We start from the raw sequence: 14,806 nt of genomic DNA on the forward strand, positions 1-14,806 counted from the left end.
CCCCCTTAGCGTTTCTCTATGGCGTTGAACTTACAGGCCTCGTAACAGGCACCGCACTTGATACACTTGTCCTGATCGATCACGTGGGGCTGTTTCCGCTCCCCGCTTATGGCATTCACCGGACACCTACGGGCACATACGCCACAACCTATACACTTGTCGGGAAGGATGGTGTAGGTGACCAGCTCCACACACTTGCCGGTGGGGCACCGCTTCTCCACGATGTGGGCCCGATACTCGTCCTCGAAATAGTGCAAGGTGGAGAGCACAGGGTTGGGTGCGGTCTGGCCCAGACCACAGAGCGAGGCCCGTTTCATCGCGTGGGAGATCTCCTTGATCTTGTCTATGTCCTCGAGAGTGCCCTTGCCCTTGGAGATGCGGTCGAGGATGTTGTAGAGCTTGCGGCCGCCCACCCGACACGGAGCACACTTGCCGCACGACTCGTCCACCGTGAAGCCGAGGTAGAATTTGGCCACGTTCACCATACAGTCGTCTTCGTCCATCACGATCATACCGCCCGAGCCCATAATGGAACCGAGCTTCTGGAGGTTCTCGTAGTCGATGGGCGTATCGAGGTACTCTTCGGGAATCACACCTCCCGAGGGACCACCGGTCTGCACGGCCTTGAACTTCTTGCCATTGGGGATGCCTCCCCCAATGTTGAAGACGATGTCCCTCAGGGTGGTGCCCATGGGGACCTCAACGAGCCCCGAGTTGTTCACCTTACCGGTGAGCGCAAAGACTTTGGTTCCCTTGGATGTCTCTGTACCGATCTTCGCGAACCAGTCACCACCCCTCAGGATGATCACCGGGATGTTCGCAAGGGTCTCCACGTTGTTGATCACCGTGGGCTTGCCCCACAATCCCTTCACCGCAGGGAACGGTGGCCTTGGCCTGGGCGTACCCCTGGAACCTTCGATGGAGGCGAGAAGGGCGGTCTCCTCACCACAGACAAAGGCCCCTGCACCGAGCCTGATCTCGATGTCGAAAGAGAACCCGCTCCCCAGGATGTCCTCTCCGAGGAGGCCCAGCTCTCTCGCCTGTTCGATGGCGATGTTGAGCCTGCGGATGGCGAGCGGATACTCGGCGCGCACGTAGATATATCCCTTGTGGGCCTCCACCGTCTTACCTGCGATGATCATCGCCTCGAGCACGGAGTGCGGGTCTCCCTCGAGCACGCTCCGGTCCATGTAGGCACCGGGGTCTCCCTCATCCGCGTTACAGACCACGTACTTCACATCGTCCTTCGCCTGCATGGTGAAGAGCCACTTCCGCCAGGTGGGGAATCCTGCTCCACCCCGACCTCTGAGACCCGACTTCTTGAGCTCCTCGATCACCTCATCGGGACTCATCTCGAGAAGCACTTTCTCGAGGGCCGCATACCCGTCACGGGCGATGTACTCGTTGATATCCTCGGGGTTGATGAACCCGCAGTTTCGCAACACCACCCTGAACTGCTTCTGATAGAAGTCGATATCGTCGACCCGTGCGAACTCCTTGCTCTGCTCCTTGTTGTAGAGGAGACGGGTGACCGGTCGCCCCTTTATGAGGTGCTCCTTGACGATCTCCTCTGCATCCTCCGGCTTCACCTGCACGTAGAAGGACTCCTCGGGGAGCACCTTCACGATCGGTCCCTGCTCGCAGAACCCGAAACATCCTGTCTTGACGACCTGGATATCGGACGAAATCCCTTCTTTCTCGAGGAGCCCGAGAAGATTCCGATACACCTGGTCGGACTTGTTCGACTCACACCCGGTACCGCCACATATGAGCACGTACTGCTTGTATGCCATGCGTCCCTCCTATTCCTCTTTGCTCACGATATCAGCTGCGGGCCTGTCGTAGACGTGATTCTCCACCAGTTTTCCGCCAAGGATGTGGTCTTCCACGATACGCCGCGCCACATCAGGGGTGACCTTACCGTAGATCACACGCGGCATGCCGGGCATGATCACCTCCACGGTGGGCTCGGCATAATCGAGCCCGAAACCACCTACCTGACGAACCGCCACGTTGGTGAGCCCTTTCTCCTCGATGATCCTCAAGAAGGCATCGAGCGTCTCCTTGGCCCCTGCAGCGATCCCACTGGTTCCCATACCGACCACGATGTGGATCTCCTTATTGTCGGGATCGCGCATCTCAAGGAGCCGCTTCTTCTCTTCCCGAAGCTTCCTGAGCTGTTCCAGCGTCATCTTTCCCATAGACATCTCCTTCACGTGAAGCGTTGAGGCACGAGCCTTCGAGCTCGTGCAAGAACCTGTCCAGCAGAAGGGCATGAGGTGCATACCAGAAGTCCCCGAGTTCATCCAGGAGCTCCCTCCTGGAGAGGGTGTACTCACCACCATCGCTCTCTCTCTGCACGAGAAGCTCGTAGTCCCCTTCGAAGGAGAGGGCTCCTCGCCACGTGCTCGCCAGGTCACCGATCGGAGGCGTGTCCACATGATCGAGCGGCATGCTGAAGCGTACCACCGTGCCCTTCCCCGGTTCACTCTCGATGGAGAGTCCGCCTCCGACCAAGTCGACCGTCTGTTTGAGGAAGGCGAGCCCCAGTCCCAGACGTCTGCCCGGGTGCTTTTTGCCATCGGTAAAAAAGGGGTCGAGCGCCCGCTCTTTCTCCTCAGGGGACATGCCCCTTCCATCATCCTTCACACGGACCGTACACCACCCTTCCCTGGTGGAACAGAACACCTCAATCGTACGCGCTCCGGCTTCAAGCGAATTCTGAACGAGCTCGAGAATGAGATCGGAGAGCGTACGATGCATACGTACTATCCCTGTTCCCTGTACTTGGCAAGGATGCCCGGAAGGTCGTCCTTGGTCACCTTGCCGTAGACCTCGCCGTCCACCATGAGTACCGGTGCGAGCCCGCAACACCCCAGACACCGAACCGCCTCGAACGAGAAGAGCCCATCCTCGGTCGCGGTGTTCGGCCCCACACCCAGAAGGTCCTCCAGCTCTTTGAGGATGTCCTCGCCTCCCTTGAGGAAGCACGCAGTACCTAGACACACCGAGATCCGATGCTTTCCGGGTTTACGGAGCTTGAAGAAGTGGTAGAACGTGATCACACCGTAGATCTTTGCGAGTGGTACATCGAGCACCTTGGCGAGTTCCATGGCGATCTCCCGGGGAATATACCCGTAGATCTCCTGCGTTTTGTGGAGCACCATGATCAGATTCCCAGGCTTCTCCTTCCATTGATCGATGAAGGACATAAGTTCCGGATGGAGCGTCACCTCTACTGTCTGAGCCATGCACCCTCCTGTGTTTTTGTGGTGGTATGCTGTAGTATAGACAATAGGTGCATTAATATCAATAGTCTTTTCTTTATTCAGGAATAATGGTAATATGAAACTCGATGGATGCATTTAACGAGAAATCGATCACAAAAAACACTATCACGAGGGCGTCGAGCTATCTCAGGGTGATCAAAAACCTCAGGTCCCTCGGGTTCGTGAGAGTCTATTCATCCAACCTTGCCGATGCGCTCGGCCTGACCCCCGCCGTGGTCCGCAAAGATTTTTCCGCCCTCGGCTTAGAGGGGAAAAAGAAGGGGGGGTACCTCATCGATGACCTCATCGCTCGCCTCGAAGACCTGCTCGGAGCACAGAAACCACGCAAGACAGTAGTGGTAGGGTGCGGAAGGATAGGCCGGGCCCTCATCGAATCTCAGGAGCTCCGTCGGGAAGGAATCCAGATCGTAGCAGGCTTCGATGTTGCACCACCCCCTCCTGACGAACAGGGTGAGGTCCCCATCTACCACGTGGATATGCTGCAATCATTCGTACAAAAAGAGGGTATAAAGGTGGGCATTCTGGCCGTTCCTTCGCACGCAGCACTCGAGATGTTTCAGAGGATGCGCCTTGCAGGGATGCGGGGGTTTCTCAACTTCACAACGGTGAATCTCAAATGTCAGGAACAGTGCCCTCATGGATGCGAAGAGCAGTGTATCATTATCCAAATCAACATTGCGCTCAAACTTGAAAATCTCTTTCACATGGTGCACATTACAGAACACCATCCTGAACTTCTAAGGGAGTGAACATAAGTCACAACCTCATACACATGCCTCAAGGAGGTATAATGCGGCTTTCCGATATAGTACGTGCCATACAAGGTTCACACGTCGCCGGTCCCTCACCTGAGTCGATCACCTGTGATGAAGTGATAGCGAGCGATCTCATGAGCGATGTACTCACGCATGAAGGAGAAGGCTTTCTGCTCATCACCGGCCTCGCCTCAGAACAGACCCTTCGTACCGCCCACATCGTGGGAGCTCCCGCGGTGATCCTGGTATGCGGGAAACCCGTCCAGCCCCGGATGAAGGCCCTCGCCGATGAATACGGGATCTGCCTCATCTCCACTCCTCTGCCCACGTTCGAGACCTGTGCGGTCATCGCCCGCATCAAGGAAGGTGCTTATGGATCAGGCGCCGCTGAGTGACATCCCTTCTCCCCGACTCCTCGAACTCATCTATACCCTCAAGGTGAGGGACGTGATGACGCGGGAACTCATCACCGCCACTCCTGACGAATCCCTGCGTTCCATCCAGCACAAGATGAAAGAGAATCGCATCACCGGGGTCCCGGTGGTGCAGAAAAACCGTCTGGTGGGGATCGTGAGCATCGACGACATCATCACCGCCCTCGACAAGGGCTACATCGACGAACCGGCTGGTAGCTACATGACGAGAAACGTGGTGGTGCTGGAAGAGGACATGCCGCTCAGGTTCGCAATTTCTTATCTCGATAAGTACCACTACGGACGATTCCCGGTACTCGACAAGAAAGGAAGCCTCGTAGGCATCGTCACGAGCAGGGATATCATCACGAGCCTCCTCCTGCAGGCGAACCGAGCTCTCGAGCAGATGGAAGCAACCCTCTATAAGCGTTCCTACGAGGGACAGCCGCCGGAGGCGGGCTCATACACAAGGGAGTTCTACATCAGGCAGTACGACTTCGAACACGCAGGTACCGCTTCCACCCAGATAAAACGGATCCTCACCGAGCGAGGGTTCCCCCCCAAGGTGGTGAGGAGGGCGTCCATCGCCGCCTACGAGCTCGAGATGAATATCGTGGTGCACTCTGTAGGTGGGGTCCTCAGGCTTGTGCTCACCCCTCAGAGGGTGGAGATCACCGCTGAGGACTCAGGACCGGGTATCGAGGACATTGCCCTGGCCCTGCAGGAGGGCTACTCCACCGCAGCGGACTGGATACGTTCCCTCGGTTTCGGAGCAGGGATGGGACTTCCCAATACCAAACGCGTGGCGGATGAGTTCTCCATCCACTCCACCCCTGGAAAGGGGACCACCGTGAAGATCGCAATATCCTTCCAAGGAGGAGAAGATGCTCACTATAAAAAAAATCCCCCCTCTGGTTGAGGCGGAGGAGGTTCTCATTCCCGATCCCGAGGTGGTGGTGAGGGCCGGATACACCTCCGACCTCCTGAGCGATGTGATGGCCAATGCCCCCGAAGACTCGATCCTCATCACCATCCAGGCGCACAAGAACACCATCGCGGTGGCCACCCTTACCGGCATCAGGGTGGTCCTCGTGTGCAACAGCAGGCCCATCCCTGAGGACATGGTGGAGGCCGCATCGCAGGAGGGGATCGCCATCCTGAGGACCAGCCGCAACCAGTTCGAGTGCTCCGGTATCCTCTACACGGCCCTTACCCAATCATCATGAGGTGGTGGAAGGCCGACCTTCACATCCATTCGTGTGTCTCACCGTGTGGGGACCTCTCCATGGGACCTCGCACCATCGTCCGGAGAGCGGCAGAGGAAGGACTTGCGCTCATCGCCCTCACCGACCACAACACCGCCCGCAATGCCCCTGCGGTCCATGCGTGCGGAGAAGAGGCAGGCCTCACCGTGCTTCCAGGCCTGGAACTCACCACCGCGGAGGAACTCCACATGCTTGCCATCTTCCCCACCCTTGAAGCGGCCCTCAAGTTCTCATCGTGGTGGGAAGCATCGCTCATCACCGTACCCCACAATCCCGAACGATACGGTGACCAACCGGTGGTCAATGCGGCCGAAGAGATCATCGAGGAGATCCCCTTCTCCCTCGCCTCGGCAAGCACGGTGGATCTCCACCGAGCCGTAAAGGCAGTGCACGAACAGGGAGGCCTCGCCATACCCTCCCACATAGACAGAGGTGCCTTCTCCTGCTACAGCCAGCTCGGCTTTCTCCCGGACGAGCCGTTCGATGCGGTCGAACTCTGGCACATTCCTCCTCAGCTCGAGACCCGTGGCTACCCCATCATCACCAATTCAGACGCCCACTTTCCCGATCGTATCGGGGCGAGGTACTTTCTCTTTCAGGCTGTAGCACCTACATTTAGCGAGCTTAAAAAGGCGCTCACAGAAGGAAGGATACGGTGGGAGGTACGGGACCTCCCACCGGGAACATCCAGCTAAAAGAGATACGAGCCCAAGGAGAGGTAGAGCGGACTCCATCTCGTCCCATCGACATTGGTGTCTGTGAGTCGCCACTGCGTTGAAAGCGAGAGCACACCTACAGGAGCCAGCTCCAGGGCACATCCCAGACCAGCAGAGGAGACGAACACTCCCTCTTCGAACGCCTCGTCCCAGAAGTATCCGTTGTCTGAAAATACGTAGAGCACGGGCCAGATAGTCAGGTTAAAGGCGAGCCCGGGCGATGGAAGGTAGAAACGTAGCTCCGCATTAGCTACACCTGAATTGGGAGTATCCAATCCCTGTCCATCCACCCCTCGAAGATACTCCGTCGCATAGCCCAGTTCAAAAAACGGAACGTGCTCTCCCCACATATGCTCGAAAAGTGCATGTGTGACAAGCACCACGCAAAACTCATCTCCCTCGGGATCAGAGTCGTACACCGTGAAACTCGCCTTCGTCTCCCCCCCCACCCCATAGTAGGAAACCGTCCCCCCAGACCCCTCACCCATCCCGGGAGGGACCATGCGGAACCACACCTCAGCCCCCATCCCCTCCTTGTACTGGTGAAGGATGTGCGGAAGCACATAATCTGCAAACACCGAGACTCTCAGCTCGTGCATGAGGAGTCCCTCCTTCTCGGGGACACTCGAAGCAAAGAGGAGCGCACCCTCATTCTCTACATGATGACGCCAATCGCCGGTGTAGATCAGTTCGAGGCCAAGGAAGTCGTGCCCCCCTTTTGAGAGAAATCCCTGCTTCAGACCACTCTTCCACTCTACCATCCAGTAGTTGAAGCCCACATCGTCCGGAGAGAATGCTCCCCTGGTCCCAGAGAAGACCGTACCATCGGGAAGTCGGTAGTATGTTCCGTAGAAATAACCTCCCTCTGTCCCTGCAAAGACCGAGGTTGCAGTTCCCGGGACCATGAGATCTGCACATCGATAACCAACCACCACCCCAAGTCCCCATGTCGAAAGCATGGGACTGAAGAATACCCCTGAGGAATCTTCCTCTTCCATCGCGCTCACAAGAAGGCACAAACCCAAAAACACACTCAACATAATAGCCCTTATAAACCCTTTTCGCATCCACCCTCCTATTTTTGTGTTAGTGATTATCTACTATTTGCCACCTGGGAGTATTCTCTAAGTATAAAGTATATCCACCAGGAACTCACAGAGATCCTACATCCTCATCTCCCCTATGATTATACTGCCACGCCAATGCTTTCAAGTACAGCGGAAAACGGTGTACTGCGCCCACTACGTCAAGACAAAAAGGGGAGGGAGAAATGGTAGTACCTAAAGGGATCATGCGACCTCCTCTCGTTGCATCTGCGCCCAAAGGGCCTCATATTCCTCAGGGCTCCTGTACCCCAGCGCACTGTGGATATAGTGCTGGTTGTACTCCTCCGCCCATCCCCTCACTGCCTCCTCCAGCTCCCCCACGTGTTCCCACTCCCGCAGCCACAACAGCTCCTCCTTCATCGTCCGTATCATCCGCTCCGTGTCCGCATTCCCCTTCGGATTGTTGTAGCTCGTGAACACCTGTTCGATCCCCAATACCTCCATCGCCTTCATGAACGACCGGCTCAACGGTTGGCTCCCGTTGTCACTCACCAGCCGAAGCCCTCTCCCCCTCACCCCCTCGGGAAACTCCCGCTCCACCGCCATCTCCATCGCCGCACACCACTCCTCACTCCTCCCCCTCACCGACACCTTCCACCCCACCAGCTTCTTCGTGTACCAGTCAAGTACGATCACGAGATAGACCCATCCTATCCCTTTCACCAGCACCTTCGTCATGTCGATCCCCCACCACTCCCTCGGTCTCCTCGCCACCGGCTTCCCTCGCCCACTCCCACGTCTCGCTTTCTTCTTCTCCCGTCTACACATAAGCCCCGCACCCTTCATAAGTCCTCTCACCCGCTTCTCGCTCACCTCCTCCCCCTCCCGCCTCCTCAACCACCACGCCACCCGCCTGTACCCCCAGTACGGATGCTCCCCCACAAGATCCCTGATCTTCTCCATAAGCCGCCCATCGTCCCTCTCCTTCTCCTCCCGCTTCTTCCCCACCTTCTGCCCCCTTTTCCTCCTCGCATAGTACCGGCTCCGACTCACGCCAAGTGCCTCACACGCATCCTTCACCCGGTACCCTTCCCCCACCAGCCGCTCCACTGCCTCTATCTCCCCAACAGCTCCTTCGTTTTTTTAGTATCTCGATCTGGATCGCCTGCTTCGCTATGATCTTCTCAAGCTGCTCTATCTTCGCTCGATAGGTGTCCTTCTCCTTCCTGCCGTCTGCAAGGGCTCTCGTGCCCCCTTCCAGAAACCTGTCCCGCCATCGGTAGTACATCGTCTGGCTGATCTGGTGTTCCCGGCAGATCTCGGCGATCTGCCGTTCGCCTCGGAGTCCTTCCAGGACGATCGCAAGTTTCTCTTCAGTGGTCCATGTCCGCTTCTTCATCTGCGTCCTCCTCCCTTATTCCAGTCTTACCTCTACCATTTCTCCGTGTCCACTCCTACGGGACGCAGTATAACTTCTTTTCTCATTTAACCACACCTCCTTCACCTACACTCGCAAGTGTCGACAACCATACTATTGTATTATATTACAGTCACTTACTACCATAACACGCTTTCATCCACAAAATCTTGGACACCTCGAATGTCATGGGTATTCATCTACACCTTCATGACACCGTATGTTGCTTTTTTGCTTCACGTGCTCTGATTACTTCCACAATGATACCTTTTCAACATTGGAAGGACTCCTAATCCTGTGAGAAAAAAAGAGAGGGTCATACACGGCCCTCTCTGATTCAAGTTATCACGAACCACATTATTGCTGCGAACTCAGGCGCCACTCGGCAATGTAGTACGGCTGTGCAGACCCAAGCGTAAAAATGGCTATCTGCGTGCTTCCCGCAAGTTCCTCTGGAGTGCCAAATGCAGACAGAGGCACAGACACCTGCTGCCAGTCAGTGGTGCTGGTATCGATGTACGGGAGGATGGAGATCTCTTTTGCAGAACCTGCGAGCTTCATGTGAATGTCATGATTAGAGCCCAGGTCGAAATCTGCAGGAAGTGCAAAGGTGAGCTTCACGGAGGTGTAGGTGGAAATATCCGCAGGGAAATCTGCCAACTTAGTGCCATCGTAGATGTCACCCATGAAGGCGAGCACACCTGCAGAAATACTCCATCTCGTGCCGGGGGTCACAGACCAGCAGTTCTTCCCAATTATAGGTCGCCTCAGCATCGTAGGTGGAGCCGGAACCCCACACATCGGGCATCACAGCACCGGTCGTGAGAGCACTGTTATCCCAATCTATCACCACGTCCACAAGAGTGGAATCTTCAGCGATGAGGTAGTACTCAGGATCCTCACTTGCCGTCACTTGATCTATCTGAACGGGTTCCTGCCAGGCGATCTCATAGTCGCAGTCCCACTTCTCCTGGCCGTCGATGGAATCGGGGTTCGTGTCCTCGTACACGCGAATGTAGTCCACCTCCATACGCTGTGGGAAGACTGTAGTAGCATCGGGATTGCCGGGCCAGTTACCGCCCACCGCCACGTTGAGGATGAAGAAGAAGGGGTGATCGAAGACCCAGTCAGACCCGATCTCATCCTTGTTCACCACGTGATAGAGCTGATCGTCGACGTAGAACTCCACCTCGTCGGGATCCCACTCCATGGCAAACACATGGAAGTCGTCGTTAAACGTGCCGGTTTCGAGGGTGTACCCAGAACCGACACCTGGTCCCTGGCTCACCGGCCCATGTACGGTTCCATGTACCACATTGGGCACACTCCCTATCAGCTCCATGATGTCGATCTCACCACAGTTGGGCCAGGAATTGGTATCGATGTCAACCCCCAACATCCACAGCGCAGGCCAGATTCCCTGCCCATAGGGAAGCCTCGCCCGAATCTCCACCCTTCCGTACTGGAACTCGTACTTATCCTTGGTCGTCATGCGGGCCGAGGTGTACTCATACGTACCATATTCATCGGTCACCTGCTCTTCTCGTGCCTCAATCACCAGAACCCCATTTTCAATGAATGCATTCTCAGCCCGGTAGTATTCCAGTTCGTTGTTTCCCCATCCCGGAATGCCCTGCGCTTGGCCATTACCTGTCTCAAAGTTCCAGATGCTGGTATCAATGGAGGGACCATCGAACTCTTCAGACCACACGAGCTGCCAATTTTCAACCTTATCTTCATCTGTCTCTGTAAGCGTACCCTCTGTGGGGAGTTCCTCCTGACCTGTCTTCAGAAGAGAGATGTTATCCAACCAGTAGTCACCAGTGTCGAGGAACCACACCTCGAAGCGTGCGTTCTCATCGGTGTCGAGCTCCATCCTGAAGTCGGCTTCATAGGTCTGCATGCCTGTGGTGAGGGTGAAGGTGTTCTGGTAGTAGGCGGTCCAGCCTCTCTCCGCTGTACCTCCCACCTTGATCACCACCCGCATCCCCTCTTCTGAAGCCCGGGCATCAAAGCTGATGTGGTAGGTGCCGCCACGCTCCACCACCACAGGGGCCTGGAGGAGCTGTATCGCCCAATCTGCAGTGCCTGCATTCGTCACGCTTACATGGAGCTCTTCATCCACTATCTCTGACGTAGCCTCCCCGCCGCTGTTGAGGTAGAAGGCCCAACTTCCCCCTGTATCCAGGTTGCCGTTCGCATCGGGCTCGGCGGTGGATAGGGGCTCGGAGAAGTCCCCGTTGCCGGAGACAGGCTCTGGCGTTGGCGTGGGCGTAGGCTCACTCCCGGTACCTGGTCCCGTAGGACTGGTACACGCGATCACGCCGACCAATACCAGCCCACACACAAGACCCCATGACATCAATCTGGCTCTCATGGTGTGCCTCCATAATGATAGCGTTAACATGTTATCGCTATCATTATACCACGCTTCTCCACCCTGTCAAGAAAAACGTCATCCCACCACTTCTAAAGGAGCATCTCTTCGGGAACCGTCAACAGGAGTTCACGGATCTCTCCTGATCGAGAGAAGAGTGCCTGCGTGAGGGAAGGATCAAGCTCACCTTTCTCCTGGGACCTCACCTCACCACCCCTCAACACCACCTTCACCTCCAAGCCCTCACCCATGGTGTACCGCACCGGGATCTGGCACAGGGTGAACACCAACTGGTGCGCAGAGACATCCACCTCATCTTTCTTCCCCATGAGATCATAGTATTCGAACGTTCGGGCCCCAGAGAGAAACTCCTCTCTCCTGAGGAGCGCCGGTTCGAAGCAGAGCCTCCCCCCCTTCACCCTTACTCCCAGTTCCAACCACCGGGCGAGGATCTCCTCTTTCACCTGGCCGGTCATGCCAGGTTGCCTCGCCCCTGTGTGCCTCGGCGTGTGGGAGTAGGGATCGAGCGGGAAGGCGCCTTGCTCGGCAGGCGTCTTATTGAAGCCGAGGCCTGCACGAATCCGGTAGTAGTGTCGGGCAAGTGCACGGGCAATCTCTTCTTCACCCCGATCGTGTGCCTCCCAGAAAGCCTCTCCCACTGCGAGGAGCAGCTTTGCCACCATGTGCCAGTAGATGCTTCCCAGACCCTCGTACCCGAAAAAGGTGCCCGAACGTCCGGTAAACGAGGCGTGGTCGAAGACCTCCTCATAGAGGTCACAGAGCGCCTCCGCCTCTGCATCCACGAGCTCCGCATACTCAGGATCCTCCCGGAGCTCTGCAAGACGCGCCGTGAGGACCTCCACGTTCCGAAAATCGGGGTGGAAGTGGCAGTATCCCTCGTCGTCGATCCTGAAAAGGCGTTCGTCACCCCGCTCTTTCATCCTTGCCACAAGCCGGAAAGAGGTGAGGCGTTCGCGCGGGATCACGTTCCGATCGAGAAATGCAGAAAGGTCCCTATCCGGGTAGAGGAGGAACGACTTCTGGTCTGCTCTATAGAGCGGACTCTCCCAAAGTGCATCGAGGAGTGAGCGCCCCTCCTCACCTGAAAGAAGGCCGGAAGAAAGGACGGCAACCTGTCCCTCGAGCATGGGGTAGAGGTGGCGTATGCCTATGCCGCCTTCCTCATCGAGTACCATGAGGTTGTAGGAGTGATAGAGCCCATCATCCCTTCGGTTGGCACTGAGCGAGGCATCCACCACCTGCAGGGCACGCTCACAGAAGGAGAGGAGATCCTCCTTTGAGAGGAGGATGCGCCTGCCGGGAAGACCGCGCTCGTAGAGGTGCCCCCTGTAGGTCTCCCCTTCCCTCCCCATACGATCCAGGAAGGCACGGCGCCGGCGTGGAGTCCACATCTCCACTGAGGCGAAGTCTCTCAGCACACCATCCACACCGTGAAAGAGGCGGCCAATGGCATCTGGGACATCCCGCTTCCCCTCCCACGCCGAGAAGAGACTCCTGAGGAAGGCGAGGTGCCTGCGGAGATAGGCGAGCGTGACCACCGAGAGCCCGGGGCCGGCAAGCGCATTGTTGGCATCGTTCCACTCGGGCCGCTGGGTGTTCATCCAGATCCCGCCTTCTGGGACGAGGGAGGTGAGCTTCACCAACACGGGGAGGAGGAGCTTCTCGAGGAGCGTGCCGAGGTAGACACCGTCTCCCTCATGGACGAGCCTTCCATCGGAGCCTTCTCTCTCTACCCGAGCCATGATCCTGCGATGCCAGTCGGGATCAAACTCGATGGTAGCCCGTGGGTTCTCCAGCATTTCGTGATACGGCCTCATCCTGTAGGGGATCTCCACATAGGTGAATATCCTCTTCTTGGAGATCGCCTCGAGTCGGTCGGGGTACATGTGCGCGAGCTTTTCGAGCAACCTCAGGAGGTAGATGATCTGGTGGTCACCCCAGTAGCCGATGTTGGCCCAGGGATTCTCGAGCTCGGGAACCTCCCACTCCACTCCATCACGCGAAATCCGGTAAGGGTTGTGGCCGTCCTGGGAACTCGCATTGAGAAACACCACCACCATGTGCTCCAGGAACTCGGGGAAGGAGACCGAGAGCGCCTCCCAGTTCTGGAAGATATCGCGCCAGTTGCCCTGATAGTAGAGCCGGGGTCTTCCTGCCTCATCTTTAAGCTCAATGGAAAAACGGTTCCACGGCCTCGAGGGATCCCCATGCCGCCTGCTGAAGTAGAGCGGGAGATACTCGTAGGCGAGACGCACGAGGTGAGGATCTCCACGCCTCTCCACCTCTTCCAGGAGTCTCTCTCGATCCATCTGGGGAGGGAGTGATGTGAACCAGGAGGTATGGGCCTCGAAGAGACGCCGGCTGCGCATTCGAAGGAAATCTGAAAAATCGTCCCTGGAAAGGCTGTAGCCAGAGGGAAAGGTTCCTCCCCGCATCACATTGAAGAGGACGTTCGCATAATGGTGAGCATCGTAGGCCTCCGAGGCGGTACATTGAAACCCATCGGCCGATCCCACGATACGCTCGAGTTCCTCCATGCCTGCCTCGATATCACCTTCCAGAGCCGAACGCACCTCATCCCTTCCCTTTTCAAGAAAGGACCCCAGGCTGAGGACGTCGGTCTGGTCGTAGTCCACGTCGAGCACCACATGCCAGTCCTTGGAGGTCTCGCGAGGGCTCAGACGTGTCTTGAGCCAGAAGGCCCCTCTCCGTCCCCTGGTGAGAGACTCGGTCTCCACATCCTGCCCCCTTCTGAAGGCCTCCACCTGGGCATCCGAGAGGAGGACGGCCTCAGGTGCTTCCAGGGTGGTCCACGCCACCGTGGTCCTCAGCGCCTCGCTCGGCTCTGCCCTGTCGGTGAGTATGGAGCTGAGTCTGAAAAGGCCGAGAGGTCCGGGAAGGAGCTCGTTCAGCTTGTAGGCATCGACGAGACAGCTGAACTCATTCTGCTCTCGGGAGCTCACCCCGGAAGGGAGGATATTCCGCACCCCGGAGAGCACCTCCACAAGGTGGGAACACTTCTTTCTCTCGAGGCGTACGTGCTGAACCAGTCCGAACCGGGAACTCGTGGTCCAGCCATAGATGAACGAGAGTCCGAGATCGAGGTTCTCCTCTTCAAAGTAGACCGCGGCACCGTTCAATCGCTTGTAGAGGGATCGAACCACCTCCCACCTGCCTTCAGAACGGCAGGAGAAGGGCTCCCATACCACCATACTCCCAGGAGTGAAGATCCGCACGATGCTCGAGGCCCCGGTGACTTCCGCCATGTCGGCGAGCTTGTCCTCGGTGTAGTAGGGGAAGAGTGCATGATCGGGGTTCTTCCTCCCTGCAGTAATCCCTCCGTTGGAGGTCAGATAAAGCCACAGATCTCCACCGCTCGCTACCGTGGTAAAGAACCAGGGCATCCTGTCGAAGTGACGGATTTGATACCAGCGTTCCCCAAGGAAAGAGACGATCTCACCTTCACCTTCGTGGAATGCCTTACCATCTACTTTCATGTGTGGATT

14 protein-coding genes are annotated in these 14,806 nt (G+C 56.9%); 5 read left to right on the plus strand and 9 right to left on the minus strand.

Translation table 11 applies throughout. The features are described 5' to 3' along the window. Nucleotides 1–5: 5 nt before the first annotated feature. From SPITH_RS07705 to SPITH_RS07720, 4 genes are read right to left on the minus strand one after another with little or no spacing between them, the layout of a single operon-like run. Nucleotides 6–1,793 carry an NADH-ubiquinone oxidoreductase-F iron-sulfur binding region domain-containing protein gene (locus SPITH_RS07705; protein ID WP_014625103.1) on the minus strand — a complete coding sequence of 596 codons (1,788 nt, stop codon included), beginning with the start codon at nucleotides 1,791–1,793 and terminating at the stop codon, nucleotides 6–8. A 9-nt stretch (nucleotides 1,794–1,802) separates the two neighbouring features. Beyond that, nucleotides 1,803–2,201: a (2Fe-2S) ferredoxin domain-containing protein gene (locus SPITH_RS07710; RefSeq protein ID WP_014625104.1), complete on the minus strand. Its 399-nt coding sequence runs from the start codon at nucleotides 2,199–2,201 to the stop codon at nucleotides 1,803–1,805. After that, entirely contained in the window at nucleotides 2,140–2,763 is a 624-nt protein-coding gene (locus SPITH_RS07715; RefSeq protein WP_014625105.1) for an ATP-binding protein, read from the minus strand. The genes SPITH_RS07710 and SPITH_RS07715 overlap by 62 nt, the downstream gene beginning before the upstream one ends. 5 nt (nucleotides 2,764–2,768) lie before the next feature. Further along, entirely contained in the window at nucleotides 2,769–3,251 is a 483-nt protein-coding gene (locus SPITH_RS07720; RefSeq protein WP_014625106.1) for an NADH-quinone oxidoreductase subunit NuoE family protein, read from the minus strand. A 104-nt stretch (nucleotides 3,252–3,355) separates the two neighbouring features. Here SPITH_RS07720 and SPITH_RS07725 point away from each other — a divergent pair, with 104 nt between their 5' ends. From SPITH_RS07725 to SPITH_RS07745, 5 genes are read left to right on the plus strand one after another with little or no spacing between them, the layout of a single operon-like run. Then, on the plus strand, nucleotides 3,356–4,039 hold the full coding sequence (locus SPITH_RS07725; RefSeq protein WP_014625107.1) for a redox-sensing transcriptional repressor Rex: 684 nt from the start codon (nucleotides 3,356–3,358) through the stop codon (nucleotides 4,037–4,039). A gap of 41 nt (nucleotides 4,040–4,080) precedes the next feature. Next, on the plus strand, nucleotides 4,081–4,440 hold the full coding sequence (locus SPITH_RS07730) for a DRTGG domain-containing protein (protein WP_014625108.1): 360 nt from the start codon (nucleotides 4,081–4,083) through the stop codon (nucleotides 4,438–4,440). Next, nucleotides 4,418–5,377 (plus strand): CBS domain-containing protein, encoded by a 960-nt coding sequence (locus SPITH_RS07735; RefSeq protein ID WP_014625109.1) that lies wholly within the window; start codon nucleotides 4,418–4,420, stop codon nucleotides 5,375–5,377. The genes SPITH_RS07730 and SPITH_RS07735 overlap by 23 nt, the downstream gene beginning before the upstream one ends. Beyond that, nucleotides 5,343–5,684, plus strand: coding sequence for a hypothetical protein (locus SPITH_RS07740; protein ID WP_014625110.1), 342 nt, complete (start codon nucleotides 5,343–5,345; stop codon nucleotides 5,682–5,684). Before SPITH_RS07735 ends, SPITH_RS07740 begins: the two co-directional genes overlap by 35 nt. Beyond that, nucleotides 5,681–6,418: a PHP domain-containing protein gene (locus SPITH_RS07745; protein WP_014625111.1), complete on the plus strand. Its 738-nt coding sequence runs from the start codon at nucleotides 5,681–5,683 to the stop codon at nucleotides 6,416–6,418. The genes SPITH_RS07740 and SPITH_RS07745 overlap by 4 nt, the downstream gene beginning before the upstream one ends. Here SPITH_RS07745 and SPITH_RS07750 read toward each other — a convergent pair. From SPITH_RS07750 to SPITH_RS07775, 5 genes are all read right to left on the minus strand, one after another. Continuing rightward, complete coding sequence (locus tag SPITH_RS07750) at nucleotides 6,415–7,398, minus strand: BamA/TamA family outer membrane protein (RefSeq protein WP_155816530.1); 984 nt, start codon at nucleotides 7,396–7,398, stop codon at nucleotides 6,415–6,417. The genes SPITH_RS07745 and SPITH_RS07750 overlap by 4 nt on opposite strands. Nucleotides 7,399–7,728: 330 nt before the next feature. Then, nucleotides 7,729–8,884, minus strand: a protein-coding gene (locus SPITH_RS07755) for an IS3 family transposase (RefSeq protein ID WP_245523354.1) whose coding sequence is annotated in 2 segments (ribosomal slippage) — nucleotides 7,729–8,629 and nucleotides 8,628–8,884 — 1,158 coding nt in all. Because the reading frame shifts where the segments join, the coding sequence is not laid out codon by codon here. Nucleotides 8,885–9,259: 375 nt separating this feature from the next. Then, nucleotides 9,260–9,589 (minus strand): hypothetical protein, encoded by a 330-nt coding sequence (locus SPITH_RS07765; RefSeq protein ID WP_014625114.1) that lies wholly within the window; start codon nucleotides 9,587–9,589, stop codon nucleotides 9,260–9,262. Continuing rightward, a complete protein-coding gene (locus SPITH_RS07770; RefSeq protein WP_014625115.1) occupies nucleotides 9,582–11,279 on the minus strand; it encodes a family 16 glycosylhydrolase in 1,698 nt (565 codons plus the stop codon). The genes SPITH_RS07765 and SPITH_RS07770 overlap by 8 nt, the downstream gene beginning before the upstream one ends. A gap of 92 nt (nucleotides 11,280–11,371) precedes the next feature. Continuing rightward, a complete protein-coding gene (locus SPITH_RS07775) occupies nucleotides 11,372–14,797 on the minus strand; it encodes a hypothetical protein (RefSeq protein ID WP_014625116.1) in 3,426 nt (1,141 codons plus the stop codon). Nucleotides 14,798–14,806 lie beyond the last annotated feature (9 nt).

Source organism: Spirochaeta thermophila DSM 6578 (genome assembly GCF_000184345.1).
Lineage (GTDB): Bacteria > Spirochaetota > Spirochaetia > Winmispirales > Winmispiraceae > Winmispira > Winmispira thermophila.

Excerpts from the sequence above, each read along its gene's own strand:
- SPITH_RS07705 (WP_014625103.1), bottom strand. The coding sequence starts at position 1,793 with ATGGCATACAAGCAGTACGTGCTCATATGTGGCGGTACCGGGTGTGAG.
- SPITH_RS07710 (WP_014625104.1), bottom strand. The coding sequence starts at position 2,201 with ATGGGAAAGATGACGCTGGAACAGCTCAGGAAGCTTCGGGAAGAGAAG.
- SPITH_RS07715 (WP_014625105.1), bottom strand. The coding sequence starts at position 2,763 with ATGCATCGTACGCTCTCCGATCTCATTCTCGAGCTCGTTCAGAATTCG.
- SPITH_RS07720 (WP_014625106.1), bottom strand. The coding sequence starts at position 3,251 with ATGGCTCAGACAGTAGAGGTGACGCTCCATCCGGAACTTATGTCCTTC.
- SPITH_RS07725 (WP_014625107.1), top strand. The coding sequence starts at position 3,356 with ATGGATGCATTTAACGAGAAATCGATCACAAAAAACACTATCACGAGG.
- SPITH_RS07730 (WP_014625108.1), top strand. The coding sequence starts at position 4,081 with ATGCGGCTTTCCGATATAGTACGTGCCATACAAGGTTCACACGTCGCC.
- SPITH_RS07735 (WP_014625109.1), top strand. The coding sequence starts at position 4,418 with ATGGATCAGGCGCCGCTGAGTGACATCCCTTCTCCCCGACTCCTCGAA.
- SPITH_RS07740 (WP_014625110.1), top strand. The coding sequence starts at position 5,343 with ATGCTCACTATAAAAAAAATCCCCCCTCTGGTTGAGGCGGAGGAGGTT.
- SPITH_RS07745 (WP_014625111.1), top strand. The coding sequence starts at position 5,681 with ATGAGGTGGTGGAAGGCCGACCTTCACATCCATTCGTGTGTCTCACCG.
- SPITH_RS07750 (WP_155816530.1), bottom strand. The coding sequence starts at position 7,398 with ATGCTTTCGACATGGGGACTTGGGGTGGTGGTTGGTTATCGATGTGCA.
- SPITH_RS07765 (WP_014625114.1), bottom strand. The coding sequence starts at position 9,589 with ATGGGTGACATCTACGATGGCACTAAGTTGGCAGATTTCCCTGCGGAT.
- SPITH_RS07770 (WP_014625115.1), bottom strand. The coding sequence starts at position 11,279 with ATGAGAGCCAGATTGATGTCATGGGGTCTTGTGTGTGGGCTGGTATTG.
- SPITH_RS07775 (WP_014625116.1), bottom strand. The coding sequence starts at position 14,797 with ATGAAAGTAGATGGTAAGGCATTCCACGAAGGTGAAGGTGAGATCGTC.